At 75.8% G+C, this 25,054-nt stretch carries 23 protein-coding genes and 1 riboswitch; of the genes, 6 read left to right on the top strand and 17 right to left on the bottom strand.

Annotated features, from left to right (window positions below; genetic code table 11):
• The first annotated feature begins 32 nt into the window (after nt 1-32).
• Genes DQ237_RS11155 through DQ237_RS19730 form a run of 3 tightly spaced genes read left to right on the top strand, consistent with a single transcriptional unit; the run spans nt 33 to nt 4,622 of the window.
• Nucleotides 33-1,511 carry an NAD(P)/FAD-dependent oxidoreductase gene (locus DQ237_RS11155; protein ID WP_205730172.1) on the top strand — a complete coding sequence of 493 codons (1,479 nt, stop codon included), beginning with the start codon at nt 33-35 and terminating at the stop codon, nt 1,509-1,511.
• Nucleotides 1,504-3,258 carry an FAD-dependent oxidoreductase gene (locus DQ237_RS11150; protein ID WP_166509584.1) on the top strand — a complete coding sequence of 585 codons (1,755 nt, stop codon included), beginning with the start codon at nt 1,504-1,506 and terminating at the stop codon, nt 3,256-3,258. The genes DQ237_RS11155 and DQ237_RS11150 overlap by 8 nt, the downstream gene beginning before the upstream one ends.
• A gap of 44 nt (nt 3,259-3,302) precedes the next feature.
• Nucleotides 3,303-4,622, top strand: coding sequence for a methyl-accepting chemotaxis protein (locus DQ237_RS19730; RefSeq protein WP_113800201.1), 1,320 nt, complete (start codon nt 3,303-3,305; stop codon nt 4,620-4,622).
• 52 nt (nt 4,623-4,674) lie between these two features.
• On the opposite strand, the gene chrA is transcribed toward DQ237_RS19730, so the two are convergent.
• The 15 genes from chrA to DQ237_RS11070 form a co-directional block, all read right to left on the bottom strand.
• Nucleotides 4,675-6,051: a chromate efflux transporter gene (gene chrA, locus DQ237_RS11140; RefSeq protein ID WP_113800199.1), complete on the bottom strand. Its 1,377-nt coding sequence runs from the start codon at nt 6,049-6,051 to the stop codon at nt 4,675-4,677.
• Nucleotides 6,052-6,125: 74 nt separating this feature from the next.
• The gene (locus tag DQ237_RS11135) at nt 6,126-6,314 is read right to left on the bottom strand and encodes a hypothetical protein (protein WP_147251784.1); all 189 of its coding nucleotides are present in this window, start codon (nt 6,312-6,314) and stop codon (nt 6,126-6,128) included.
• Nucleotides 6,315-6,343: 29 nt separating this feature from the next.
• Nucleotides 6,344-7,063, bottom strand: coding sequence for an HAD family phosphatase (locus DQ237_RS11130; protein ID WP_113800179.1), 720 nt, complete (start codon nt 7,061-7,063; stop codon nt 6,344-6,346).
• Entirely contained in the window at nt 7,060-8,556 is a 1,497-nt protein-coding gene (locus DQ237_RS11125) for a mannitol dehydrogenase family protein (protein ID WP_113800177.1), read from the bottom strand. Before DQ237_RS11125 ends, DQ237_RS11130 begins: the two co-directional genes overlap by 4 nt.
• Before the next feature lie 123 nt (nt 8,557-8,679).
• The gene (gene cobA, locus DQ237_RS11120; protein ID WP_113800175.1) at nt 8,680-9,870 is read right to left on the bottom strand and encodes a uroporphyrinogen-III C-methyltransferase; all 1,191 of its coding nucleotides are present in this window, start codon (nt 9,868-9,870) and stop codon (nt 8,680-8,682) included.
• Nucleotides 9,867-10,223, bottom strand: coding sequence for a cobalamin biosynthesis protein (locus tag DQ237_RS11115; RefSeq protein WP_240619580.1), 357 nt, complete (start codon nt 10,221-10,223; stop codon nt 9,867-9,869). The genes cobA and DQ237_RS11115 overlap by 4 nt, the downstream gene beginning before the upstream one ends.
• 11 nt (nt 10,224-10,234) lie before the next feature.
• Nucleotides 10,235-11,080, bottom strand: a complete 846-nt coding sequence (locus tag DQ237_RS11110) for an energy-coupling factor ABC transporter ATP-binding protein (RefSeq protein WP_113800171.1) — start codon at nt 11,078-11,080, stop codon at nt 10,235-10,237.
• A complete protein-coding gene (cbiQ, locus tag DQ237_RS11105; RefSeq protein WP_113800169.1) occupies nt 11,077-11,814 on the bottom strand; it encodes a cobalt ECF transporter T component CbiQ in 738 nt (245 codons plus the stop codon). Before cbiQ ends, DQ237_RS11110 begins: the two co-directional genes overlap by 4 nt.
• Nucleotides 11,811-12,107, bottom strand: a complete 297-nt coding sequence (locus DQ237_RS11100) for an energy-coupling factor ABC transporter substrate-binding protein (protein WP_113800167.1) — start codon at nt 12,105-12,107, stop codon at nt 11,811-11,813. The genes cbiQ and DQ237_RS11100 overlap by 4 nt, the downstream gene beginning before the upstream one ends.
• The gene (locus DQ237_RS11095; protein ID WP_113800165.1) at nt 12,104-12,796 is read right to left on the bottom strand and encodes an energy-coupling factor ABC transporter permease; all 693 of its coding nucleotides are present in this window, start codon (nt 12,794-12,796) and stop codon (nt 12,104-12,106) included. Before DQ237_RS11095 ends, DQ237_RS11100 begins: the two co-directional genes overlap by 4 nt.
• Nucleotides 12,783-14,183: a cobyrinate a,c-diamide synthase gene (locus DQ237_RS11090; protein WP_240619579.1), complete on the bottom strand. Its 1,401-nt coding sequence runs from the start codon at nt 14,181-14,183 to the stop codon at nt 12,783-12,785. The genes DQ237_RS11095 and DQ237_RS11090 overlap by 14 nt, the downstream gene beginning before the upstream one ends.
• Nucleotides 14,180-14,794, bottom strand: coding sequence for a cob(I)yrinic acid a,c-diamide adenosyltransferase (gene cobO / locus DQ237_RS11085; RefSeq protein WP_113800163.1), 615 nt, complete (start codon nt 14,792-14,794; stop codon nt 14,180-14,182). The genes DQ237_RS11090 and cobO overlap by 4 nt, the downstream gene beginning before the upstream one ends.
• The gene (locus DQ237_RS11080; RefSeq protein WP_113800161.1) at nt 14,794-16,839 is read right to left on the bottom strand and encodes a putative cobaltochelatase; all 2,046 of its coding nucleotides are present in this window, start codon (nt 16,837-16,839) and stop codon (nt 14,794-14,796) included. The genes cobO and DQ237_RS11080 overlap by 1 nt, the downstream gene beginning before the upstream one ends.
• 76 nt (nt 16,840-16,915) lie before the next feature.
• Nucleotides 16,916-16,988, bottom strand: a riboswitch (cobalamin riboswitch).
• 65 nt (nt 16,989-17,053) lie between these two features.
• A complete protein-coding gene (locus DQ237_RS11075; protein WP_113800159.1) occupies nt 17,054-18,553 on the bottom strand; it encodes a cobyric acid synthase in 1,500 nt (499 codons plus the stop codon).
• Nucleotides 18,550-19,482 (bottom strand): cobalamin biosynthesis protein, encoded by a 933-nt coding sequence (locus DQ237_RS11070; protein WP_113800157.1) that lies wholly within the window; start codon nt 19,480-19,482, stop codon nt 18,550-18,552. The genes DQ237_RS11075 and DQ237_RS11070 overlap by 4 nt, the downstream gene beginning before the upstream one ends.
• A gap of 54 nt (nt 19,483-19,536) precedes the next feature.
• Here DQ237_RS11070 and cbiE point away from each other — a divergent pair, with 54 nt between their 5' ends.
• Nucleotides 19,537-20,769, top strand: coding sequence for a precorrin-6y C5,15-methyltransferase (decarboxylating) subunit CbiE (cbiE, locus tag DQ237_RS11065; RefSeq protein ID WP_113800154.1), 1,233 nt, complete (start codon nt 19,537-19,539; stop codon nt 20,767-20,769).
• Nucleotides 20,766-21,506 carry a precorrin-4 C(11)-methyltransferase gene (gene cobM, locus DQ237_RS11060; protein WP_113800152.1) on the top strand — a complete coding sequence of 247 codons (741 nt, stop codon included), beginning with the start codon at nt 20,766-20,768 and terminating at the stop codon, nt 21,504-21,506. The genes cbiE and cobM overlap by 4 nt, the downstream gene beginning before the upstream one ends.
• A gap of 2 nt (nt 21,507-21,508) precedes the next feature.
• Here the strand turns inward: cobM and DQ237_RS11055 are convergent, their stop codons facing one another.
• The gene (locus tag DQ237_RS11055) at nt 21,509-22,591 is read right to left on the bottom strand and encodes a cobalt-precorrin-5B (C(1))-methyltransferase (protein WP_113800150.1); all 1,083 of its coding nucleotides are present in this window, start codon (nt 22,589-22,591) and stop codon (nt 21,509-21,511) included.
• A gap of 38 nt (nt 22,592-22,629) precedes the next feature.
• Here DQ237_RS11055 and DQ237_RS11050 point away from each other — a divergent pair, with 38 nt between their 5' ends.
• Nucleotides 22,630-23,355 (top strand): cobalt-precorrin-6A reductase, encoded by a 726-nt coding sequence (locus DQ237_RS11050; protein ID WP_240619578.1) that lies wholly within the window; start codon nt 22,630-22,632, stop codon nt 23,353-23,355.
• On the opposite strand, the gene DQ237_RS11045 is transcribed toward DQ237_RS11050, so the two are convergent.
• Nucleotides 23,343-24,857 (bottom strand): precorrin-2 C(20)-methyltransferase, encoded by a 1,515-nt coding sequence (locus DQ237_RS11045; RefSeq protein ID WP_113800145.1) that lies wholly within the window; start codon nt 24,855-24,857, stop codon nt 23,343-23,345. The two genes, DQ237_RS11050 and DQ237_RS11045, sit on opposite strands and share 13 nt — an antisense overlap.
• Nucleotides 24,858-25,054: the final 197 nt, after the last annotated feature.

Raw genomic sequence — 25,054 nt, 5'->3', positions numbered from 1 at the left:
CAGGAGCCCGCCCGTCTCGTAGGGTCCTGACCGTGACGAGCGTCGCCATCATCGGCAGCGGGTTCGGGGGCATCGCCGCGGCGGTGCGGCTCAAGGAGGCCGGGGTCACCGACCTGGTGCTGTTCGAGAAGAGCTCCGACGTGGGCGGTGTCTGGCGGGAGAACACCTATCCCGGCGCGGCGTGCGACGTCCCCTCCCACCTCTACTCGCTCTCCTTCGCGCCGAAGGCCGACTGGTCCCGCCGCTTCGCACCCCAGGCGGAGATCCACCAGTACCTGCGCGACGTGGCCAGGGACTTCGGGGTGCTGCCGCTCATCCGGTTCGGCACCGAGGTGCTCGCGGCGTCGTTCGACGAGGGCAGCGGACGCTGGCGGCTGACGCTCACCGGCGGCGAGGAGCACGTGGCCGACGTCCTGATCACCGCGACCGGGCAGCTGAGCCGGCCGAGCACGCCCGACGTGCCCGGCCTGGAGACCTTCGAGGGCACGCTCTTCCACTCCGCGCGGTGGGACCACGAGCACGACCTCACCGGGAAGCGGGTGGCCGTCCTCGGCACGGGCGCCAGCGCCATCCAGTTCGTGCCCGCGATCGCACCGGGCACCGCGACGCTGAGCGTCTTCCAGCGTTCGGCCCCCTACGTGCTGCCCAAGCCCGACCGCGCCTACCAGGAGCGGGCCAAGAAGGCGTTCGCCCGCGTGCCCGGTCTGCTGCGGCTCTCCCGCGAGGCGAACTACCTCTCCAACGAGCTCCGGTCCCTGGGCTTCAACACCGAGCCCCGGCTGCTCTTCGCCCACCGCGCCGCCTACCGCAAGCACCTCGCCGCGTCGGTCGCCGATCCCGCGCTTCGGGAGAAGCTTACGCCCACCGACCCGATGGGCTGCAAGCGGATCCTGATGTCCAACGACTGGTACGAGGCGTTGCAGCTGCCTCACGTGGAGGTGGTCACCGACCGGATCACCGAGGTCCGCCCGCACTCGGTCGTCACCGCCGACGGCACCGAGCGCGAGGTCGACACCATCATCCTGGGCACCGGCTTCACGGCCACCGAGTTCCTGGCACCGATGCGGATCACCGGTCGGGGCGGGCGGGAGCTGCACGAGCAGTGGGCAGACGGCGCCAGCGCCTACCTGGGCACGGTCGTCCCCGGGTTCCCGAACCTGTTCGTGCTCTACGGCCCGAACACCAACCTCGGCCACAACTCGATCATCTTCATGCTCGAGGCGCAGGTGCGGTGGGTGGTGCAGGCCGTCCAGTACCTGCAGCAGGGGCGGGTGCGCTGGCTGGACGTGCGCCGCGACGTCGCGAAGACCTTCGACGAGTGGGTGCAGCGCCGGGTGCGCGGCACCGTGTTCGCCGGTGGGTGCCGCAGCTGGTACCTCACCGAGAGCGGGCGGAACACCCAGAACTGGCCGGCATCCACCCTCACCTTCCGCCGCCGCCTGCACCGGTTGCGGCCGGAGGACTTCGCCCCGGCTCCGGCCGCCGTCCCGGTGGGGGGCGCTCGTGGGTGAGCGGGCCCGACGCAGGGGCGGGCGCCCGGCCGAGCACGTGGACGTCGTCGTCGTCGGCAGCGGCTTCGGCGGCAGCACCGCTGCGCTCCGGCTGTCCGAGAAGGGCTACCGGGTCGCGGTGCTGGAGGCGGGCCGGCGGTTCGCCGACGACGAGCTGCCCACGACCTCCTGGGACCTGCGCCGTTACCTGTGGGCCCCGCAGCTCGGCTGCTACGGGGTGCAGCGCATCCACCTGCTGCCCGACGTGCTCGTCATGGCCGGTGCCGGGGTCGGTGGCGGGTCGCTGAACTACGCCAACACCCTCTACCGCCCGCCCGACGCGTACTTCCGCGACCCCCAGTGGGCCGACATCACCGACTGGGCGGCCGAGCTCGCGCCGTACTACGACCAGGCGAGCCGGATGCTCGGCGTCACCACCAACCCGAGCACCACGCCGGCCGACGAGGTCATGCGCGAGGTGGCCGAGGAGATGGGCGTCGGTGACACGTTCGTCTCCACGCCGGTCGGCGTCTTCTACGGCGAGCCCGGCGTGACGGTGCCCGACCCCTACTTCGGCGGCGTCGGGCCCGACCGCACCGGCTGCACGGAGTGCGGGTCGTGCATGACCGGCTGCCGGGTGGGTGGCAAGAACACGCTGGTGAAGAACTACCTGCACCTGGCCGAGCGGGCCGGGGCAGTGGTCCACCCGCTGACGACGGTGACCGCGGTGCGCCCTCGCGCCGGCGGCGGCTGGGAGGTCGAGACGGTCCGCAGCGGTGCCTGGTGGGCGGCACGGACCGTGCGCCGCTGGACCTGCGACCAGGTGGTGCTGGCCGCCGGCACCTACGGCACCCAGCGGCTGCTGCACGCGATGAAGGACGGCGGCACGCTGCCGGAGCTCTCCCCGCGGCTGGGCCACCAGACCCGCACGAACTCCGAGGCGGTGCTCGCCGCGACCGGCCGGCGCGGCGGACCGGTGGACTACAGCCGCGGCGTGGCGATCACCTCGTCGTTCCACCTCGACGAGCACACCCACCTCGAGCCGGTGCGCTACGGCCGGGGGAGCAACGCGATCGGCCTGCTGCAGACCGTGCTGGTCGACGGCGGCGGGCGGCTGCCCCGCTGGCTCAGGGCGGTGGGCGTGATCGTGCGCGACCCGGCGGCCTTCGTGCGCCTGCTCTCGGTGCGCGGCTGGTCGGAGCGGACCGTCATCGCGCTGGTGATGCAGAGCCGCGACAACAGCATCGTGGTCTCCGGCCGGCGGTCGCGGTTCGGACGGCGGCTCACCACCCGTCCCGGGCCGGGCGAGCCCAACCCGACCTGGATCCCCGGCGGCCACGAGGCGGTGCGGCGGATCGCGGCGAAGATCGGTGGTGACCCCGGTGGCGCGATGACCGAGCTGGTCGACATCCCGATGACGGCGCACTTCCTCGGCGGCTGCCCGATCGGCCGCACCGCGGAGAGCGGCGTCGTCGACCCCTACCACCGGGTGCACGGCTACCCGGGGCTGTCGGTCGTCGACGGGTCGGCGGTGTCGGCGAACCTCGGGGTGAACCCGTCGCTCACCATCACCGCACAGGCCGAACGGGCGATGGCGCTGTGGCCGAACCGGGGGGAGCCCGACCCCCGCCCGGCACCGGGCGAGGCCTACCGCCCGCTGGCTCCCGTGCCCCCGCGGGCCCCGGTGGTCCCCGCGGCGGCACCCGGAGCGTTGCGGCTGCCGCTGACCGTCCTCGGCTCCGGGAGCCAACCGACCGGGTCGGTCTGATGGTTGTACTCAATACAGCTGTGCCGGTGCCGATAGACAGCGGTATGACCGAGACGATCGCTGTTCCCCGGCCCAGCGGTTTCTGGGCCAGCATCCCGCGCGGAGCCCGCCTGGACGAGGACGGGTTCCGGCGCCGGCACCGCATCATCTGCGTGGTCCTCGCCCTGCACCCGCCGGTGCTCGTGACCATCGCTCTGCTCCGGGGGCACGCCCACGGGCTGGCGCTGTGGGGGCAGCTCGGTGCGCTCGTCGGACTCCTGGTCGCGGCGCTGGTGCTCCGCGGCATGCTGGCCCGCGCCTCGGCGGCCGGCGTCGGTCTCATGTTCGGCGCCGACCTGCTCGTGCACGTCGGGGGCGGCCTCACCGACCTGCACATCTGGTTCTACGCGCTGCTGGCGCTGGTGGCGCTGTACCAGCTGTGGACGCCCTTCCTGCTCGCCGTCGTGTTCGTCGCGGTGCACCACGTGCTGACCAGCCTGGTCGCGCCCGAGGCGGTCTACTCCACCCAGCAGGCCCAGGACAACCCGATCCTCTTCGCGCTGCTGCACGCGGTGTTCCTGCTCGCCGAGGCGTTCTTCCTCGCCTACTCGTGGAAGTTCACCGAGGAGGCGGAGCGGGGGCGCCGGGCCGCGGGACGCGCGGCCGAGGCGCAGGCACAGGCGCAGGCGGAGGCCCAGGCCGAGCTGGCCACCGAGCGCGCCCGCGCGGCCGACGAGGCCGCCGCCCAGCTGGCGCAGCGTGAGCAGCGCGCCGCCGAGCTCGAGGAGCGTCTCGCAGGCCTGGTCGAGGCCGGCCGCCGGCTGGACGAGAACGTGGGCACCGCGACCGACGTGATGACCGGTCTCCGCGCCGCCATCTCCGACATCGCCGCGGCCGCCAGCCACGCGACCACCACCGCCAACCAGGCCAGCGACGGCTCGCGGCGCAGCGCCGAGGTCATCGAGCGGCTGGCGGCGACCATGGCCGAGATCGACCAGATCGCCGGCAGCATCTCCTCGATCGCCGACCAGACGAACCTGCTGGCGCTCAACGCGACCATCGAGTCCGCCCGCGCCGGCGAGGCGGGCAAGGGCTTCGCGGTCGTCGCCGGCGAGGTCAAGGACCTCGCCGCGGAGACCGCCAAGGCCACCGAGCGGATCCGTGGCGTCGTCGAGACCGTCCGGGAGGACGTCGAGGCGGCCGGTACCGCGTTGGGCAGCGTCACCGAGGTCATCCAGGGCGTGGTCGAGGCGCAGACCACCATCGCCGCCGCGGTCGAGGAGCAGAACGCCTCGACGGCCCAGGCGCAGGACGCGATCGTCGGCGCCTCCCGCGAGGCCACCCGCGTGGCGGAGGACCTGCGGAGCATCGTCGCCGGCATGTGACCGCGCCGCGTGCAGGGCCCGTCCGGGGGACCGGGCGGGCCCTGGCACGTCGTCAGGTCACCGGCAGCCCGGCCAGCCCGGCAGCCAGGCCGAGGACGGCGCACACGCCGAGGGTGCGCAGCACCGACCACTTCAGCCGGAACAGCAGCACGGCGGCGACCAGCGCGATGACCACCGCGACCGGGCGCAGCGAGCCCAGGGCCGGCACCTCCAGGTGCAGCGGCCCGGCGTCGAGCTCGCGCGAGTCGGCGAACAGGGTGTGCACCGCGAAGTAGACGCCGAGGTTGGCGATCACGCCGACGACGGCGGCGGTGATGCCGGTGAGCGCGGCGGAGAGCGACCGGTTGCCGCGCAGCCGCTCCATGTAGGGGGCGCCGAGCAGCACGAACAGGAAGCTCGGGACGAAGGTCACCCAGGTGACCAGCAGCGAGGCGAGCACCGCCGCCACCCACGGGTCGAGGTCGCCCGGCGCCCGGTAGGCACCGAGGAACGCGACGAACTGCACCACCATGATCAGCGGGCCGGGCGTCGTCTCGGCCAGGGCGAGGCCGCGCACCATCTCACCCGGGGAGAGCCAGCCGTAGGCGGCGACCGCCTGCTGGGCGACGTAGGCGAGCACCGCGTAGGCCCCGCCGAAGGTCACGACGGCGGTGCCGGAGAAGAACAGCCCCTGCTCGGTCAGCGTGCTGTGCGCCCCGGTCAGCGCGGCGACGAGCGCGATCGGCACCCCCCAGACGAGCAGGCCGACGAGCAGCACCCGCACCGTGCGGCCGGCCGACGGCGCCTCGGTGTGCCGGACGTCGTCGGAGATCACCGGGGCCGGACCGGCGTCGGAGGCCTCCGTCCTCCTCGTCTCCGGAGCGGGGCGCCACCGGCTCAGGCCCCACCCGACGACGCCGGCCACCGCGACCACGACCGGGAACGGGACGCCGAACAGCGCCAGGGCGAGGAACGCGGCGAGGGCGACGACGACGAGCTCCGGCCGGTCGAGCGTCTTCTTCGCGACCCGGACGACGGCCTGGGCAACGATCGCCAGCACGGCGGGCGCGAGGCCGGCGAAGAGCGCGAGCACGGCGGTCGTCGTCCCGAAGGCGACGTAGACGGCCGACAGGACCAGCAGGGCCACCACGCCCGGCAGCACGAAGAGGCCGCCGGCGACCAGCCCACCGCGGGTGCCGTGGAGGAGCCAGCCGACGTAGGTGGCCAGCTGCTGCGCCTCGGGCCCTGGCAGCAGCATGCAGTAGTTCATGGCGTGCAGGAACCGCCGCTGCCCGATCCAGCGCCTCTCGTCGACCAGCGTGCGCTGCATGACCGCGATCTGGCCGGCCGGGCCGCCGAAGGTCTGCAGCGAGATCAGGAACCACGCGCGGACGGCAGTGCCGAACGGCACTCCGGTCTGCTCGTGCGGGGGAGCGGCGTCGCGCGTCATCGGGTCCTCGTCACCCCGACGATGCAACCACTCGTGGCGCCGTCCCCGGTGACCGCCGGTACACCTGAGCCCGGTTACTCGCGGACGACCCAGACCTGCGCCGGCCCACCGGCGGTCTCCTGGGTGCGGGCCGGCTGGAAGTGCTCGTAGACGCCGAACCACCTCGGCCCGTCGTACACGAGCACCGACGAGGCGAGCGCCTCCGAGGGGAGCTCGTCGACCTCGCCGTGCCGCGGCCCGCCCCAGTGGAACACCAACGTCATGCCCGAACCGTAGTCGAGCGGTCGTGCGGTCACAGGAGGCCCTCCAGCTCGGTCCAGGAGGCGACCACCGTCGCGACACCGGCCTCCCGGAGCGCGGCGTCCCGGCCGTCCCGGTCGGCCGGTGGGACGAACTGCAGGATGCCGACCGTCGGGTAGCCGGCGGCGACCGCCGCGCGGGCCCCGTTGACCGAGTCCTCGACCGCGAGGGCCTCGGCGGGACCGACCGCGAGCGAGCCACCGGCGTGCAGGTACACGGCCGGGTCGGGTGTGCTCGTGGGTGCGGGCAGCGAGTCCTCGGCGCTGAACCGGCGTTCTGCGGCGAAGAGGTGGGCCAGCTCGGTGACCTCCAGGCAGGCGGCGAGCCGGGAGCACGCGCTCGACGTCACCGCCGCCAGGCGGAAACGCCGGGAGAGCCGGTGGAGCGGCTCCCGGACGTCGGGATCGGGCCGCAGCACCTGGCGCAGGTGGGTGGTCACCACGTCCTTCTCCTCGGTGACCCAGGCGTCGAGCTCGGCACGGTCCACCTCCTGTCCCCGCGCGGCGGCCAGCTCGGTGGCCGCGCCCCGGAAGTTCTTGCCGTTGGTCATCCGCTGCAGCTCCTCGGCCGCGAACGACCGCTGCGCCCCGAGCCCCGCGAGGAACCGGTTGGTGACGTCGACCGACGCGGCGTAGGCGGGCTCCTCGGAGGGGAACAGCGTGCCGTCGGCGTCGCAGAGCAGGGTCGTGAGCGTGCCCGGGAGACCGGTCACGCCGTGCCCCCACCGGCGAGGTACTCCTGGACGACCTCCCGCGGGCCCGTGCGGTCCAGCGACGACAGCGCGCGCTGGACGCAGTCGGCGAACCGCGGGTCCTGCCCGATGTGGTCGAACACCGAGCGCTCCGAGAGCAGCGGCGCCGCGTCGCCGCCGGCTTCCTGGGCGACGGTCACCAGGTCGGTGCGGGGACCCTGGATCGGCACCTCCTCGCCGGCGTAGTCGGCACCGCGCAGGAAGCGCAGCCACCCCGCGACCGCGAGGCAGAGGAGCTGGTAGGGGCGGTCCTGCTCCATGGCGCTGCGCACGGTGGGCAGGATGTAGTTCGGGATCTTGCTGGAGCCGCGGCGGCCGAGGCGGGCCAGCTGGTCGGGCATCCGCGGGTTGGCCAGCCGCTCGAGCAGCGTCGCCTGGTACCGGCCCAGGTCCATGCCGGGGACCTCGGGGAGGTGCGGTGCGATCTCCTCGGCCATGAGCCGGGTCATGTACTCCCGGAACACCGGGTCGGCCATGACCGCCTCGGTCGTCCGGTAACCGGCGAGGTAGCCGAGGTAGGCCAGCGCGCTGTGTCCTGCGTTGAGCAGCCGGGTCTTCACCGTCTCGTAGGGCGCCACGTCGTCGACGAACTGGACGCCGACGTCCTCCAGGGGCGGCCGCCCGTTGCAGAAGGCGTCCTCCACGACCCACTGCCGGAAGGGCTCGGTGACCACCGGCCAGCGGTCGTCCACGCCGATGGCGGCGGCGATGGCGTCCCGGTCCTCGGGGCTGGTGCTCGGGGTGATCCGGTCGACCATGCTCTCCGGGAAGGCGACGTGCTCGTCGATCCAGTCGGCGAGCTCCGCGTCGCGCAACCGGGCGAAGGAGACGACGGCGGTGCGAGCCGCCGTGCCGTTGGACTGCATGTTGTCGCAGGAGAGGACCGTGAACGGCGGCAGGCCGGCCTGGCGGCGCCGGTGCAGCGCCTCGACGAGGTAGCCGAAGACCGTCTGCGGACGGCCGGGGTCGGCGAGGTCGCGGGCGATCTCCTCGTCCTCGGCGTCGAACTGCCCGGTGTTCGCATCGATCCGGTAGCCGGTGCTCGTGATGGTCAGGCTCACGATGCGGATGTGCTCGCCGGTGAGGACGGCGAGCACCTTCTCCGGGGCGTAGAGGTACTCGGTGAGCACGCCGACGACCGTGGGCCGGTCGCCCTCGGCCGCGCGCTCGACGACGGTCCAGAGGTTGTCCTGGTCGGCGAGCACCTCGCCGATGGCGCGGCTGTGCAGGCCGACGCCGACCACGCCCCAGTCGGTGGAGCCACGGCGCGCCAGCTCCTCGAGGTAGACGGCCTGGTGCGCGCGGTGGAAGGCGCCGACGCCGAAGTGCACGACGCCGGGCCGCAGCGCGGACCGGTCGTAGCCGGGCACCGAGATCTCGGGAGGGAGGTCGGAGAGCGTGCGGTCGGACAGGGGGACGGCGGGAGCGGTTGCCCGGGTGGGGGCAGACGTCATCGGGGAAGGCCCTCGGGAGTCGGGGCGGGCCGGGGTGGCTGCTTCACCCGTGCCCGCGCCCACCTCCCATGCCCATCCGGGCGCGGGCCGAACCGGGGCGGGGGCCGATGTGTCGCACGCCTCCTACCCCCGCGCGGGACGAGGCGCGCGCGCTCCGCACGGTGGGCTGGTCGCCGGTGCGCCGGCGGCCAGCCCCACGACCTCGCCGACGACCCACACGGCCGGCGGCTGCACCTCCTCGTCGCGCATGGTCTCCCCGAGACGGCCCAGCGTCGTCCGGATCGTGCGCTGTCGCTCCGTCGTCCCCTCGACCACGACGGCGACGGGCGTCTCCGGGCGCCGGCCGTGCTCGACGAGCGCGGCCGCGATCGCCGGCGCGGTCTCCACCCCCATGAGGACCACGACCGTCCCGCGCAGCCGGCCGACCGCGGGCCAGTCGACCAGGGACTGCGGGTGGCCCGGGGGCAGGTGCCCGGAGACGACGACGAACTCGTGGGTGAGCCCGCGGTGGGTCACGGGGATGCCGGCGATGCCGGGGACGCCGATCGCGCTGCTGACCCCGGGGACGACCTCGACGGGGACGTCGGCCGCCGTGCAGGCGATCAGCTCCTCCATGCCCCGGCCGAACACGAACGGGTCGCCGCCCTTGAGCCGCACGACGAGCCGGCCCTCGGTGGCCCGGGCCACGAGCACGTCGTTGATCCGCTCCTGCGGCATCGACCGGCCCCGGGGCAGTTTGGACGCGTCCACGATCTCGACGTCGCGTCGCAGCCCGGCCAGCAGCGAGCGCGGCCCGAGGTGGTCGACGACCACGACGTCGGCCTGCGACAGCGCCTCCCGCCCGCGGACGGTGATCAGGTCCGGGTCACCGGGCCCGCCGCCCACGAGCACGACCCGGCCGCGGGGGCCGCGGGCCGGCACCGGGTCCGCGCTCCCCGGTGTGGTGGGGCATGCGGTCGCCGCCCCCGGGTCGTCGGTGCGGTCGCAGAAGATCCGGGCCGCGTCGGCGTCGGCGGCGACGGCCGCGTCGACGGCGGGGTCACCGGTCGCCGTGACGGCGAACCAGGCGCCGGCCAGGTCACCCGGGGCGTAGGTGCGCGGGATCCAGGACAGGTCGCCGGTGTCTGCCAGCGCCTCGAGGGCCGGGACGAGGACGGGAGCCACCACCGTGACGTCGGCTCCGGCGTCGAGCAGGCCCACGCCGGCCCGGTAGGCGTCCGCCCCGCCGCCGACGACGACGACGCGGCGGCCGTGCAGGCGCAGCCCCACCGGGTGGAGGGGAGCGGACGGCGGGGGCAGGAACGCGGTGCTCATGGCACCTCCTCGGGATGCGGGGTGGGCACGGCCAGCGCCACGGTGACCCGGCCGCGGACCGTCTTGGGCACGGTGAGCACTCCGCCGTGGACGAGCGCCGCGGCCTCGGCCACGGAGGGGGTGCCGGTGGCCGCGGCCACCCGTTCGGACGGGGACGGCACCGGGACGCGCGCCAGCACCTCCGCCGGATGGCCGACGAGCACCCAGCCGCGCAGGGCGGCGGCCCGCCGCAGCCCTGGTTCCCGCGACCGCGCGTCCAGGGTCGACAGCCGCACCGCCGTCGTCCCCGGGGGGAGCACCGCGTCCACCGCCGCCAGCACCTCGTCGGCGGCCACACCGGTCGACGACCCCACGCCCACGGTGATCACGACCGTGCCGCCGGGGCGGTGGGCAGCGCGTCGAGCAGGTCCTCGGTGGTGCGCGGCAGGGCTCCTGGCGGGAGGAGGCCCAGTGCGCGCAGCCGCGCCCCGACCGACAGCGCCCACGGCCGGTCCAGCCGGGCGCGCCGGAGGAGGGCGGGATCGCCCAGGACCTCCGCGGGGGGCCCCTGCACGACGCGGCGGTCGACCACCACGGCCACCTCGTCGGCCCAGCGCAGGGCGAGGTCGACGTCGTGGGTGCTCATGACGACGGTGGAGTCGTTCTCCTGCAGCCGGGCGAGCGCCGCCAGCGTCTCGGTCACCGCGGAGGGGTCCAGCCCGGCGGTCGGCTCGTCCAGGAGCAGCAGGCAGGGCCGCATCGCCACCGCACCGGCGATCGCCACCCGCTTGCGCTCGCCGTAGGACAGCTGGTGGGTGGGCCGCGCGGACAGCGGCTCGACGGCGAGCAGGCGCAGCGCCTCGGCGACCCGTGCGCGCACCTCGTCCTCGTCGAGACCGAGATTCAGCGGCCCGAAGGACACGTCCTGCGCGACGGAGGCGCTGAACAGCTGGTCGTCGGGGTCCTGCAGGACGAGCTGCACCGTCTGCCGGTGCGCGCGCAGCCCCTGCCGGGAGTACGCCACCGGGACGCCGTCGACGGTGACCGTGCCCGACGCCGGGCGCAGCGCTCCGGACAGGCAGCGCAGCAGCGTGGTCTTGCCGGAGCCGTTGGCACCGAGCAGGGCGAGCCGACGGCCGGCCGGCACGGTGAGCGAGGCGCCGTCGAGCACGCGACCCCCGGGCCCGTAGCCGACGACCAGCCCGGAGGCGGCCAGTGCGCGGTGGCTCACGCGATCACCAGCGAGGTCGCGACGATGCAGCCGATCACGGCGCCGGCGGCGGCGAGGAAGGCCGCGGACGAGGGCAGGGTCTCGGGCAGCACCCGCAGACCGCTCTCCAGACCCCGGCCGGCCAGCCCCTCCTGCATCCGCCGGGCACGGTCCCAGGACCGGACGAGCACGGCGGCGGCCAGGGTGCCCGAGGACCGGTAGGAACGGCGCACCGAGGAGTAGCCCATCCGGGCCGCCTGCGCCTCGCGGATCGTGCGCAGGCTGTCCAGCAGCACGAACAGCAGCCGGTACACGACCGAGGCGACCTCGACGACGGCGGCGGGTACGCGCGCACGCTGCAGGGCCGGCAGCAGGTCCGCCAGCGGTGTCGTCGTCGCGAGCAGCAGCACGGCGGCTCCGCCGGCGAGCGCGTGCCCGACCAGGGAACCGGCGCGGGCAGCGGCGTCGGGAGCCCAGCCGAGCCCTCCGGTCCCCACCTCCACGACCGCGGTGACCGCGCCGACGGCGACGAACGCCAGCGGCCAGCGCACGGCCCGGCCGAAGGTCCGCGCGGGCACCCGGGCCGGGCCCAGCGCCAGCCCGACCGCGACCGCACCGACCAGTGCGCACCCCGGCCAGGCCGGCAGCACCAGGGCGGTGACGACCAGGCCGCCGCAGAGCAGCAGCTTGTCGGCCGGGGCCCGCCGGCGCCAGGCGCTGGCCCACGCCGCGTCGTCGACGGCCAGCCCGGTCACGGGTTCGTGTCCCCGTCGCGCGCCGGCCGGCGGCCGCGCAGCCGGCCCAGCACGTAGCCGAGGACGCCACCACCGAGGGCGGCCTGCAGCGCGAACAGGCCCGACTCGACCTCGCCGGCCGGGCGGAACAGCGGCTCGAACCAGGCGGAGTGACCGTCGGCCTCGAGCTCCGCGGCGACTGCGGCGTCGGTGCCGCCGTACTCCGAGTTCCCGCCGTCGAGCAGGAGGGGGACGGCGAACAGGGCGACCACCGCGAGCACGAGCAGCACGGTGACGAGCGCGCGGCGGGTCACGCGGGGCCTCCGTCCGGCGCGAGCGGGGCCGGCCGCAGGACCCCGAGCCGTTCGAGCTCGGGGCGGGCGTTCGCCGTCAGGGCGCGGAACAGCAGGATGCCGAGCAGTCCCTCGCCGACGGCCAGCGGGATCTGGGTGACGGCGAAGACGCCGAGGAACTTCAGCAGCGCACCGGCCAGGCCGCTCTCCGCGTCGGGGAATGCCAGCGCCAGCTGGAAGGACGTGGTGACGTAGGTGGCGAGGTCGGCGAGCGCGACGCCGGCGAAGACCGCCGGCAGCAGCCCGGCGCCCAGCGCACGGACGAGGCGGCACGCGCCGTACCCGACCCAGGGGCCGACCACGGCGAAGGCGAACGCGTTCGCGCCCAGGGTGGTGAGACCGCCGTGGGCGAGCAGCAGCGCCTGGAAGAGCAGGACGACCGTGCCGAGGAGGGCCATCACCGGCGGCCGGAAGAGGATGGCGCCCGGGCCGGTGCCGGTCGGGTGGCTGGAGCTGCCCGTCACCGACGGCAGCTTGATCGCGCTGAGCACGAACGTGAAGGCCCCGGCCGCGCCGAGCAGCAGCGTCGACTCCGGGTTCTCCCGCACCTCCTTGACGACGGCCCGGGCACCGTGCACGACGAACGGCGCGGCCACCACCGTCCAGCCCACCGCGTGCCCGACGGGCAGGAATCCTTCAGCGATGTGCACGGGCGCTCTCCGTTCGGCGGGCGCAGGCGGCGACGAGGTTCCCGGCCAGCCGCGGGCTGCCGGCCCAGGCCAGGTGCAGGTAGGAGGCGTGCACGCCGCCGGCCACGAACCCCTCGGGGCCTGCCGCGGACCACTGCCACGCGCCGGTCGCGCCGGCCGACGGGTCCGCGTGCGTGCGGTGGAACTCGTGCCCGCGGACCCGGGTCCCGGCCGTGGCCAGCACCGAGTCGGTGACGGCCACGGCCGCCCGGTAGCCGAGGGTGAGCCGGGGCGACATCGCCGTCGCCACGTCGAGCACCCCGCACATCGGCATGCCGTCGAGCTCGCGGGAGAGGTAGAGCAGCCCCGCGCACTCGGCGACGACCGGGGCGCCCCCGGCGGCCAGCGCGGCGACGTCGCCGCGCAGGGCTTCGTTCGCCGACAGCTCGGCGGCGTGCACCTCGGGGAAGCCGCCGCCGACCACCAGCCCCGCGGTGCCCGGCGGCAGCGCCTCGTCGCGCAGGGGGTCGACGGTCACGACCTCGGCGCCCGCAGCCTCGAGCAGCTCGGTGTTCTCCGCGTAGCCGAAGGTGAAGGCGGGGCCTCCGGCGACCGCGATGCGGGGCCGCCCCGGGACGGCGGCGACCTCGGCCGCCGGGTCCCAGGGCTGGGCGGCCAGTGCGGGCGCGGAGCGGGCCAGCGCGAGCACGGCGTCCAGGTCGACCGAGGCCGCCACCACCTCGCCGAGCCAGCGGACGGTCGCGAGCGCGGCGTCCGACCGCTCGGCCGCCGGGATCAGGCCGAGGTGGCGCGACGGGGTGTGCAGCTGCTCCATCCGGCGTACCGCTCCGAGCACGGGCACGCCGGCGGCGCCGAGCGCCTCGCGCAGGATCGCCTCGTGGCGGTCGGTGCCGACCCGGTTGAGGACGACGCCGCCCAGCCGGACGTCGGGGGAGAAGGTGGCGAACCCGTGCACCAGCGCGGCCACCGATCGTGCCTGGGAGGAGGCGTCCACGACGAGGACCACGGGTGCCCGCAGCAGGCGCGCCACGTGCGCGGTCGAGGCGAAGCCGGGCTCCACCGCGGGGTGGCTGGCGCCGTCGAACAGGCCCATCACGCCCTCGACGACCGCGACGTCGGCCGTCCGGGGGTGCAGGGCGCCGCGCAGGAACAGCGGGGCGATCCGCTCCTCGCCGACCAGCCAGGGGTCGAGGTTGCGGCCGGGCCGACCGGCGGCGAGCCCGTGGTAGCCGGGGTCGATGTAGTCCGGCCCCACCTTGTGCGGCGAGACCGTGAGCCCGCGGGCGGTGAGGGCCGCGATCAGGCCCGTGGCCACCGACGTCTTGCCCGCGTTGCTGCTCGGTGCCGCGACGACGAGCCGGGGCATCACCGACCCGCCCGCGCTCACCACTCGATGCCTCGCTGACCCTTCTGGCCGGCGTCCATCGGGTGCTTGACCTTGGTCATCTCGACCACCAGGTCGGCCACCTCGATCAGCGCCGGGTGGGCGTTCCGCCCGGTCACGACCACGTGCTGGGTGCCGGGGCGGGCGGTGAGCGTCCGCACCACGTCGTCGACGTCGATCCAGCCCCACGTCAGGGGGTAGGTGAACTCGTCGAGCACGTAGAAGCGGTGCGCCTCGGCGGCCAGGTCCCGCTTGATCTGGGCCCAGCCCTCGGCGGCGTCCGCGGCGTGGTCGACCTCGGTGCCCTGCCGGCGCGACCAGCTCCAGCCGGAGCCCATCTTGTGCCAGACCACCGGGCCGCCCTCGCCGGTCTCCTCGTGCACCCGGCCCAGTGCGGTCAGCGCGTTCTCCTCGCCGACCTTCCACTTGGCGCTCTTGACGAACTGGTAGACCGCGACCGACCAGCCCTGGTTCCAGGCGCGCATCGCCATGCCGAAGGCGGCGGTGGACTTGCCCTTCATCTCGCCGGTGTGGACGACCAGCAGCGGCCGGTTCCGGCGCTGCTTCGTGGTGAGACCGTCCTGGGGGACGGTGGTGACCTGCCCCTGCGGCATCAGGCGGCCCTCGCACTGCGGACGGTGGCGGCCAGCGCGTCGGCGGCCAGCTCCTCCAGCCGCAGGGTCTGCCCGCCCAGCGCCGTCCCGAGGGTGCGGGCCAGACCCAGCCGCACCGGGCCGGACTCGCAGTCGACGACCACCGCGGCGGTGCCGGTCGCTGCCAGCAGCGCCGCCGCGGCGTGGGCCTCGGTCAGCGCAGCGCCCCCGCGGGTCCCGGTGGCCCGGCCGTCGGTGACGACGACGAGCAGCGGACGGCGCTGCGGGTCGCGGATCCGCTCCACCCGGAGGACGTCGTGCGCGGCGACCAGACCCGCGGCCAGCGGTGTCCGCCCCCCGGTGGGCAGCTCCGTCAGCCGGGCGGCGGCCGCCTCCACCGACCAGGTGGGTGGCAGCGCGACCTCGGCCGCCGTGCCGCGGAAGGTGACCAGCCCGACCTTGTCCCGGCGCTGGTAGGCGTCCAGGAGCAGGGACAGCACGGCGCCCTTCACCGCGCCCATCCGCGCCCGTGAGCCCATCGAGCCGCTGGCGTCGACGACGAAGAGCACGAGGTTGCCCTCGCGGCCCTCGAGCGTGGCCTGGCGCAGGTCCTCGCGGGCGAGCCGCAACCCCGGCCCGGTGCGCCCGCGCGCCCGCTGGTGCGGCGCCGCGGCCAGCACCGTGTCGACCAGGTGCAGCGTCGTGACGCTCCCGCCGGGCTTCGTCGAGCCGACGACGCGGCCGCGCTCCGACCGGGCCCGCGACCGCCGGCCGGCCGCACCCGCGCCGATGCCGGGCACCTTCAGCCGCCGCGCGCGGAACGGCTCCGACGGCGCGGCCGCGGCCCGGTCGGGTGCCGGGGAGGCGTCGGCGCGGCCGCCGCCCTCACCCCGGGGTGCCGTCGCGGGAGGCGACGCCTCGGTGCCGCCCTCGCCGGTGGGGGAGCCGTTCCCGCCGTCGTCAGCGGACGGGCCGGGCGGGGGAGCGCCCCCGCCCCCCGGGCCGTCGCCGTCCGGCCCGTCGCCGTCCGGCCCGTCGCCGTCCGGCCCGTCGTCGTCCGGGCGGCTGTCGGACAGCGCCTCGTCGAGGGTCTCCTCGTCGAGCCCGGGCGCGTCGAAGGGGTTGCGCCGGCGGCGGTGCGGGAGGGCCAGGCGGGCCGCCACCCGGACGTCGTCCTCGGTCACCTCGTCGCGGCCGGACCAGGCGGCGTGCGCGATCGCCGCGCGGGCGGTGACCAGGTCGGCGCGCAGACCGTCGACGTCGAACGCCGCGCACACCGCGGTCACCTGCCGCAGCGCCGCGTCGGACAGGACGACGCGGGGCAGCCGCGCCCGCGCCTCGGCGATGCGCTCGGCCAGCGCCGTCTCCTCGGCCGACCACGTGGCGGCGAACCCGGCCGGGTCGGCGTCGGAGGCGAACCGCCGGCGGACCACCTCGGCCCGCTCGGCGGGGTCCCGGGGCGCGGCCACCTCGACGGTGAGCCCGAAGCGGTCGAGCAGCTGCGGGCGGAGCTCGCCCTCCTCGGGGTTCATCGTGCCGACCAGCAGGAAGCGGGCGGCGTGCCGGACGGAGACGCCCTCGCGCTCGACGTAGGCGGTGCCCATGGCCGCGGCGTCCAGCAGCAGGTCGACGACGTGGTCGTGCAGGAGGTTGACCTCGTCGACGTAGAGCACGCCCCGGTGGGCCGCGGCCAGAAGACCGGGCTCGAACGCCTTCACGCCCTCGGTGAGCGCGCGCTCGAGGTCGAGCGAGCCGACGACGCGGTCCTCGGAGGCCCCGACCGGCAGCTCGACCAGCCGCGCCGGGCGGACCGGGGCGTCAGCGGTCACCTCGTGGGGACCGTCCGGGCAGGCCGGGTCGGGGGCGGCCGGGTCGCAGGCGAAGCGGCAGCCGGGCACCACGGCGACCGGCGGCAGCACGGCGGCGAGCGCGCGGACCGTCGTCGACTTCGCGGTGCCCTTCTCACCGCGCACCAGCACGCCGCCGACCGCGGGGGAGACGGCGTTGAGCAGGAGGGCCAGCCGCATGTCGTCCATGCCGACGACAGCGCTGAAGGGGTAGGTCATGCGCGAATACGGCGCACCGAGCACGCGTCCTCTCCCCGGGTGTCCACGCCCGGAGGTGGCAGGAGCGCGACGGCGGGAGTTCCTGACTCACCGGCCCGGGGGCCGGCTCACAGTGGCGGGACCGCGCCGGAATCTCACCGGGCTTCCTCCACTGCCGTCGCGTGTGGCGGCGTCATGGAACCACAACCACGGGTCCGGCCGACAGCCCCGGGGATCAGCTCGCGGCGGACCCCGGAGGCAGCAGGGGGAGGTCCGGCGGCGCGCCGGTCTCGATCAGGCGCCAGAGCGCGGCGGTGTCGGCGTGCTCGGCGACCAGGTCACCGAGGCGGTCCAGCCGCGCCTCGCGCACGGCGGCGAAGTCGGTGTCCGGGGCGGGCACGAACCGGCGGCCGGTGGTGCGGGCCACCTCGGTGAGGAACGCCCGCCGGAACCCGTCGTTCTCCAGCGCGCCGTGCCAGGTCGTGCCCGCGACCGACCCGGCCCGGGCGCCGTCGAGGAACGGCTCGGCGGTGTCGTCGACGGTGACCACGCCGTGGTGGATCTCGTAGCCCTGCACGGGCTCGCCGAGTGCCGTGCCGGAGGGGCGCCCGAGGGTCTTCTCGGAGGCGAAGCGCACGTCGGTGGGCAGCAGTCCCAGCCCGGCGACGGTGCCGACCCGGGACTCGACGTCGTCGGTGATCGTGCGCGCCAGCATCTGGTGCCCACCGCAGATGCCGAGGACGGGCCCACCCGCCGCGGCGTGCCGCTGCACCGCCCCGGCCAGCCCGGTCTCCCGCAACCAGGCCAGGTCGCGGACGGTCGACCGGGTGCCGGGGAGCACGACCAGGTCGGCGTCGCCCAGCTCCTCGGGCCGGGTCACGTAGCGGACCAGGACCCCGGGCTCGGCGGCGAGCGCGTCGAGGTCGGTGAAGTTCGAGAGCCGGGGCAGCCGGGCGACCGCGACCCGGAGCACGTCCTCGCCGTGCGGCGGCGCGGCGAGGGTGCCGCCGGCGGGGATGCCGAGCGAGTCCTCGACGTCGAGCTCCAGGCCGCCGAGCCAGGGCAGCACGCCGAGCGTCGGCCGGCCGGTGAGCCGCTCCAGCTCGACCAGGCCGGGTTCGAGGAGCCGCGCGTCGCCGCGGAACTTGTTCACCAGGAACCCGGCGACCAGCCGCTGGTCGGCCGGCGGCATCAGCGCGACCGTGCCGAAGAGCGCCGGGAACAGCCCGCCGCGGTCGATGTCGCCGACCACCAGGACCGGGAGCTCCGCGGCCGTCGCCAGGCCCATGTTGGCGATGTCGTCGGCCCGCAGGTTGATCTCGGTGGGGGAGCCCGCGCCCTCGCAGACGACCACGTCGAACCGGGAGCGCAGGTCGGCCAGGCTGGCCAGGACCTGCTCCAGCAGCGCGGCCTTCATGGGCCGGTAGGACAGCGCGGTCACGTCGGCGACCGCCCGGCCGAGGAGGACGACCTGGCTCGAGTCCTCCCCGCCGGGCTTGAGCAGCACCGGGTTCATCGCCGCCTCGGGCTCCACCCGTGCGGCGGCCGCCTGCATCACCTGGGCGCGGCCGATCTCCGCGCCGTCCAGGGTGACCATCGAGTTGTTGCTCATGTTCTGCGCCTTGAACGGCGCGACCGAGATGCCCTGGCGGGCCAGCCACCGGCAGATGCCCGCGGTGACGATCGACTTGCCGGCGTCCGAGGTGGTGCCGGCGACCAGCAGCGCTCCGCTCACCGCCGCACCAGCCGAGCCGTGACGGCGAGGACGGCGGCGCCGAGCCAGACCGAGCGCGACAGCCGCACGGCCGGCCCGATGTCGGCGGCCACGGGAGCCCGTCCGGTGCCCAGGAACGGGCGGACCTCCACCCGGGAGCCGTAGACGTTCCGCCCGCCCAGCCGGATCCCGAGCGCCCCGGCCGTCGCCGCCTCGCACCGCCCGGAGTTGGGGCTCGGATGGGCCGCTCCGTCGCGCATCCAGGTGCGCAGGGCCCCGGCTGCGGAGGCTCCGGTGAGCGGCGCAACGGCGACGGTCAGGGCCGCGGTGAGCCGGGCCGGGAGCCAGTTGGCGACGTCGTCGAGGCGGGCGGCGGCCCAGCCGAAGCGCTCGTACCGCGGTGACCGGTGGCCGACCATCGCGTCGAGGGTGTTCACCGCCCGGTAGCCCAGCAGCCCCGGCAGCCCGGCGACCGCGCCCCACACGAGCGGGGCGACCGCCGCGTCCGAGGTGTTCTCCGCGACCGACTCGACGGTCGCGCGGGCCAGCTCGTCCGCCCCGAGCGCTCGCGGGTCGCGCCCGGCCAGCGCCGGCAGCTCGGCGCGCGCGGCCGCGATGTCGCCGGCGTCCAGGGCGGTGCGCATCCTGGCCGCCGCGCGGCCCAGCGAGGTGCCGCCGAGCACCGTCCAGCTGGCCACCGCGGTGACGAGCGCGCGGGGGACCGGGCGGCGCCGCGTGCCCCGGTCGAGCAGCGCGCCGAGCCCGGCGGCGCTCACCACCAGGCCCACCGCGTAGGCGCTGCCGACCGCGCGGGAGTCGCGCCAGATCCGGCGCTCCAGTGCGCCGGCGACCGTGCCGAACCCGGCCACCGGGTGGGCGCGCCGGGGGTCGGCGAGCAGCAGGTCTGCGGCGGTGCCCAACGCCAGGCCGGCCGCGATCGGGGTGTCCATCGCCGCCCATCGTGTCAACCGGTCCCGGAGGGCCGATGCCTAGGATCGCCCGTCGTGCAGCCTGAGGAGCGGGACCGGCCGGCGCCGACGACGGTCGTGGGCATCGGCGCCGACGGCTGGGACGGCCTCTCGACGGCGGCCCGGCGGGTGATCGGGGAGGCCGAGGTCCTGCGCGGCAGCGCCCGGCAGCTGGGCCTCGTGCCGGACGACGTGCCCGCCGAGCGGGTGCCCTGGCCCTCACCTCTGGGGCCGGCGCTCGCCGCACTGCGCGAGGCGCACCCCGGCCGCAGGGTCGTCGTCCTGGCCAGCGGGGACCCGATGCTCTCCGGCGTCGGCAGCTCGCTGGTGCGGCTGCACGGCCCGGAGGCCGTGCGCGTCCTCCCGCACCCCTCCTCGGCGAGCCTGGCGTGCGCGCGGCTGGGCTGGGCGGTCGAGGAGACCACGGTCGTGAGCGTCGTCGGGCGTCCGCTCGAGCTCGTGGCGCCGCACGTGACCCCCGGGCGGCGGCTGATCGTCCTCGGCTCCGACGGCGGCACGCCCGCGGAGGTGGCCGCCCTGTGCACCCGGCTCGGCTACGGCGCCAGCCGGGTCACCGCCCTCGCCCAGCTCGGCGGCCCGGCCGAACAGCGGTCCACCGGCACGGCGGCGGAGTGGCCGCACGGCGTCGTCGACCCGCTGGTGGTGACCGCCGTCGAGGTGGCCGCCGATCCCGGCACCGTGCCGCTGCCGACCGCCCCCGGCCTGCCCGACGACGCCTACGAGCACGACGGCCAGCTGACCAAGCGCGACGTCCGCGCGGTCACCCTCGCCCGGCTCGCGCCGCTGCCCGGGCAGCTGCTGTGGGACGTCGGCGCCGGCGCGGGCTCCATCGGGATCGAGTGGATGCGGGTGCACCCCTCGTGCCGGGCGGTCGCCATCGAGTCCCATCCCGAGCGGGCGGACCGGGTCGTGCGGAACGCCGCCCGGCTCGGGGTCCCGGGCCTGCGGGTGGTCGCCGGCCGGGCGCCGGAGGCCCTGGCCGGGTTGCCCACGCCGGACGCGGTCTTCGTCGGGGGCGGGGCGACCGTGCCCGGGGTCCTCGACGCCTGCTGGGACGCGCTGCCGTCGGGCGGGCGCCTGGTCGTCAACGCCGTCACGGTGGAGAGCGAGGCGGTGCTCGCCGCCCGGCACGCCCGGGACGGCGGCGAGCTGGTCCGGCTCGGCGTCGCCACCGCCGCCCCGGTGGGCGGCTTCACCGGCTGGCGGCCGGCCATGCCCGTGACGATCTGGTCGGGAGCCAAGCCATGACCGTGCACTTCGTCGGAGCCGGCCCGGGGGCGGCCGACCTGGTCACGCTGCGCGCGGCGCGGATCATCGCCGCGGCGCCGGTCTGCCTGTACGCCGGCGCCCTGGTGCCGCGGGAGCTGCTGGACACCGCCCCGCCCGGCGCCCGGCTGGTGGACACCGCCGACCTCGACCTCGACCAGATCACCGCGGAGCTGGTGGCCGCGCACGAGGCGGGGCACGACGTCGCCCGGCTGCACTCCGGCGACCCGTCGGTCTACAGCGCGATGGCCGAGCAGATGCGCCGGCTCGACGCGGCCGGCGTGCCGTACGACGTCGTCCCCGGGGTGCCGGCGTTCGCCGCCGCGGCGGCTTCGCTCAAGCGCGAGCTGACCGTGCCGGGGGTGGGCCAGACGGTCATCCTCACCCGCACCTCCGCCCGCTCGACCCCGATGCCGGAAGGGGAGGACCTCGCCACGCTCGGGGCCTCGCGAGCGACGCTGGTGCTGCACCTGGCGGTGCAGCGGATCGCCGAGCTGGCGCCCGAGCTGGTGCCGCACTACGGCGCCGACTGCCCAGTGGCCGTCGTCGCGCGCGCCAGCCGGGACGACGAGCTGATCCTGCGCGGCACCCTCGCCGACATCGCCGAGCAGGTGGAGGCCGCGGGGGTCAGGCGCACGGCGGTGGTGGTCGTCGGAGCGGTGCTGACCGCGGGCGAGTTCCCCGACAGCCACCTGTACTCGACGACCCGACCGCGCTGATGTCAGGCGCGGCCGACCACCGTCCCGCCGCGGTCGATGACCACGACGTCGACCTCGACGGGCGCGCCGCGCAGCACGCCGAGCGCGGTCTCCCGCGCGCCGGCGGCGACCAGGTCGCCCAGCGGCAGCCCGGCCGCCTGGCACTGCTGCAGCGCGTCGAGCGCGGTGTTCGCCGCACGCACCCCGTCGACCAGCTCCGGCGCGCCACCGGCGTCGCGGACCATCGCCGCCAGCGACTCGGTGGACACCTGGGAGCGGCCCGAGTGCAGGTCGAGGTGCCCGTCGGCGAGTTTGGCCAGCTTGCCGATGCCACCGGCGACGGTCAGCCGGGGGACCGGGTGGCGGCGCAGGTACTTGAGCACCGCGCCGGCGAAGTCGCCCATGTCCAGCAGCGCGTCCTCCGGCAGGCCGTGGAGCTCGGTGACCACCCGCTCGCTGGTCGAGCCGGTGCAGCCGGCCACGTGCTCGTGCCCGGCCGCCCGGGCCACGTCGATGCCGCGGCGGATCGAGTCGATCCACGACGAGCACGAGTACGGGACGACGACGCCGGTGGTGCCCAGGATCGACAGCCCGCCGAGGATGCCCAACCGCGGGTTCCAGGTCCTGCGCGCCAGCTCCTCGCCGTCCTCCACCGAGATCTCGACGACGACGTCGCCGGTGCCGCCGTGCCGGGCGGCGACCGCGGCGACGTGCTCGCGGATGAACTGCCGGGGCATCGGGTTGATCGCCGGCTCGCCGACGGCCAGCGGCAGACCGGGCTTGGTCACGGTGCCGACGCCGGCTCCGGCCCGGAAGGTCACCCCGGTACCGGGTTCGCCATGGGTCACGCGGGCGGACACGAGGGCGCCGTGCGTGACGTCGGGGTCGTCGCCGGCGTCCTTGACGACCCCGACCGTCGCGGCGCCCTCGGAGAGCGCCTCGGTGGCCAGCGCGAACGAGGGGTGCAAGCCGCGAGGCAGGTCGATGGCGACCGGATCCGGGAACTCGCCGGTGAGCAGGGCGGTGTACGCCGCGGTGGTGGCGGCGGTCGCGCAGGCGCCCGTCGTCCATCCGTAGCGCAGCCCTGTGGCGCCGTCCCTGCTCACGCGACCAGCATGCCTGGACGCCGAAGGTGACCGGCCGGGTGCTGGTCCTGGGGGGCACGGGGGAGGCCCGCCGGCTCGCGACGGCGCTGGTCGCCGAGGGCGTCGACGTGCTGACCTCGCTGGCCGGCCGGGTCGCGGACCCGGCGCTGCCGGCGGGCGAGGTGCGCATCGGCGGCTTCGGCGGCGCCGAGGGGTTGGCCGACTGGCTGCGGGCCTCCCCGGTGCGGGCGGTGGTCGACGCGACGCACCCGTTCGCCGCCGTCATGACCGCCTCGGCCGCGCGGGCGGCGGAGGCCACCGGCGTCCCGTTGCTCCGCCTGCAACGACCGGGGTGGTCCGAGCAGCCGGGTGACGACTGGCGGTGGGCGGCGTCCCTGGCGGCGGCCGCCGAGGCCGTCGCCGGGTTCGAGCGCGTCTTCCTCACGACCGGCCGGCAGGGACTGGCCGCGTTCGCCGGGCTGACGGCGCACTGCCTGGTCCGTTCCGTCGACCCGCCGGAGCCGCCGCTGCCGGCGTGCAGCACCGTCGTCCTGGCCCGCGGCCCGTTCACCGTCGACGAGGAGCTGGCGCTGATGCGCGAGCACGCCGTCGAGGTCGTCGTCACCAAGGACTCCGGCGGCCGCCTCACCGAGGCGAAGCTGACCGCCGCCCGGGAGCTCGGGATCCCGGTCGTGCTGGTGCGCAGGCCGCCCCTGCCCCCGGGCGTGCCGACCGTGGCGACGGTCGAGGAGGCGCTGGCCTGGGTGCGGGGTCAGACGCGGTAGCTGCGCGGCGTCCAGACGGCGCCGTCCGCGCCCACCCGGGTGCGCGACGACCCGATGATCAGCAGGCAGCGCATGTCGACGGTCTCGGGGTCCAGCTCGCCGAGCGTGGTCACGGTGAGCCGTTCCTCGGGGCCGCCGACGTCGCGGCCGACGACCACCACGGTTTCCGGCGACCGGACCTCCAGGAGCGCCGCTCGCGCCTCGCCGAGCTGGTGGGGGCGGTGCTTCGACCGGGGGTTGTAGAGCGCCATCACCAGGTCGGCGGCCGCGGCGTGCCGGAGCCGGTCGAGGACGACCTCCCACGGCTTGAGCACGTCGGAGAGCGACACGACGCAGAAGTCGTGCCCGAGCGGCGCGCCGACCCGGGACGCGACGGCCTGAGCGGCGGTGATGCCCGGGACGACCCGTACCGGGACGCCCTCGAACTCCGGCTGCCCGGCGACCTCGAGCACCGCGGCGGCCATGGCGAACACGCCGGGGTCCCCGCTGCTGACCACCGCCACCCGCCGTCCGGACCGGGCCAGCTCCAGCGCGTGGGCGGCCCGCTCGGCCTCCACCCGGTTGTCGGTCGGGAACCGCTCCTGGCGGGGGTTGGCCGGCACACGGTCCAGGTACGGGCCGTAGCCGATCAGCACGTCGGCGGTGGTGAGCGCGTCGGCGGCCTCGGGGGTCGTCCAGTACCGGGCGCCGGGGCCGAGCCCCACCACCACGACCTCGCCGGCGGGGTCGTCGTCATCGGCTGGCCGTTCGGGAACCGGCAGTTCGCCGGTCAGCGGGCTGGGCAGGAGGGCCAGGGAGAAGTAGGGGACGCTCGCCGGGTCGACGTCGGCGAGCGGCATCGCGCGCTGGCGGTCGGTCGTGGCCCGCTCGACGTAGAGGGCGCGGTCGAGGACCCCCGCCCGGTCGAACGCCTCCCGCACCTCGGGGAAGGTGCGCCCGAGCTTCATGACGGCCGCGGAGTCCGTCGTCGACAGCCACTCGGCGAGCTCCTCGGCCGGCAGCGTGCCGGGCAGCACGGTGAGCACCTCGTCCCGCTCGACCAGCGGCCGACCGACGGCGGCGGCGGCGCCGGCGACGCTGGTCACGCCGGGTACGACCTCGGTCGGGTACCGGTGCGCGAGCCGCTTGTGCATGTGCATGTACGAGCCGTAGAAGAACGGGTCGCCCTCGGCGAGGACGACGACGTCGCGACCGGCGTCCAGGTGGGCGGCCAGGCGCGCCGCGGCGGCCTCGTAGAACTCGTCGATCGCGCCCTGGTAACCGCCGGGGTGGTCGGTCGTCTCGGTGGTGACCGGGTAGACGAGCAGTTCCTCGATCTGGCCCTCGCGCAGGTAGGGGGAGGCGATGCCGCGGGCCACCGAACGGCCGTGCCGCGCGGCGTGGAAGGCGACGACGTCGGCCGCGCCGATCAGCCGGGCGGCCTTCACGGTGACCAGCTCCGGATCGCCGGGGCCGAGCCCGACCCCGTACAGCCGCCCGGTGGTGACCTGTTCCCCGCTCATTCCCCTTGATTCGCTCCCGCGGGGCGCTCCGCTCCTCGCTCGTTCCTCGCTGCGATGCTCACGCCCCTGTCCGCTCATTCCCCTTGATTCGCTCCCGCGGGGCGCTCCGCTCCTCGCTCGTTCCTCGCTGCGATGCTCACGCCCCTGTCCGCTCATTCCCCTTGATTCGCTCCCGCGGGGCGCTCCGCTCCTCGCTC

It is taken from the genome of Blastococcus sp. TF02-8 (assembly GCF_003319175.1).
Classification (GTDB): domain Bacteria; phylum Actinomycetota; class Actinomycetes; order Mycobacteriales; family Geodermatophilaceae; genus Blastococcus.
The sequence above is the reverse complement of the archived record's forward strand: the minus strand, read 5'-3'. Positions and strand labels throughout refer to the sequence as shown.

Excerpts from the sequence above, each read along its gene's own strand:
- DQ237_RS19730 (WP_113800201.1), top strand. The coding sequence starts at position 3,303 with ATGACCGAGACGATCGCTGTTCCCCGGCCCAGCGGTTTCTGGGCCAGC.
- chrA (WP_113800199.1), bottom strand. The coding sequence starts at position 6,051 with ATGACGCGCGACGCCGCTCCCCCGCACGAGCAGACCGGAGTGCCGTTC.
- DQ237_RS11135 (WP_147251784.1), bottom strand. The coding sequence starts at position 6,314 with ATGACGTTGGTGTTCCACTGGGGCGGGCCGCGGCACGGCGAGGTCGAC.
- DQ237_RS11125 (WP_113800177.1), bottom strand. The coding sequence starts at position 8,556 with ATGACGTCTGCCCCCACCCGGGCAACCGCTCCCGCCGTCCCCCTGTCC.
- cobA (WP_113800175.1), bottom strand. The coding sequence starts at position 9,870 with ATGAGCACCGCGTTCCTGCCCCCGCCGTCCGCTCCCCTCCACCCGGTG.
- cobO (WP_113800163.1), bottom strand. The coding sequence starts at position 14,794 with ATGCCGCAGGGGCAGGTCACCACCGTCCCCCAGGACGGTCTCACCACG.
- DQ237_RS11080 (WP_113800161.1), bottom strand. The coding sequence starts at position 16,839 with ATGACCTACCCCTTCAGCGCTGTCGTCGGCATGGACGACATGCGGCTG.
- DQ237_RS11070 (WP_113800157.1), bottom strand. The coding sequence starts at position 19,482 with ATGGACACCCCGATCGCGGCCGGCCTGGCGTTGGGCACCGCCGCAGAC.
- cobM (WP_113800152.1), top strand. The coding sequence starts at position 20,766 with ATGACCGTGCACTTCGTCGGAGCCGGCCCGGGGGCGGCCGACCTGGTC.
- DQ237_RS11045 (WP_113800145.1), bottom strand. The coding sequence starts at position 24,857 with ATGAGCGGGGAACAGGTCACCACCGGGCGGCTGTACGGGGTCGGGCTC.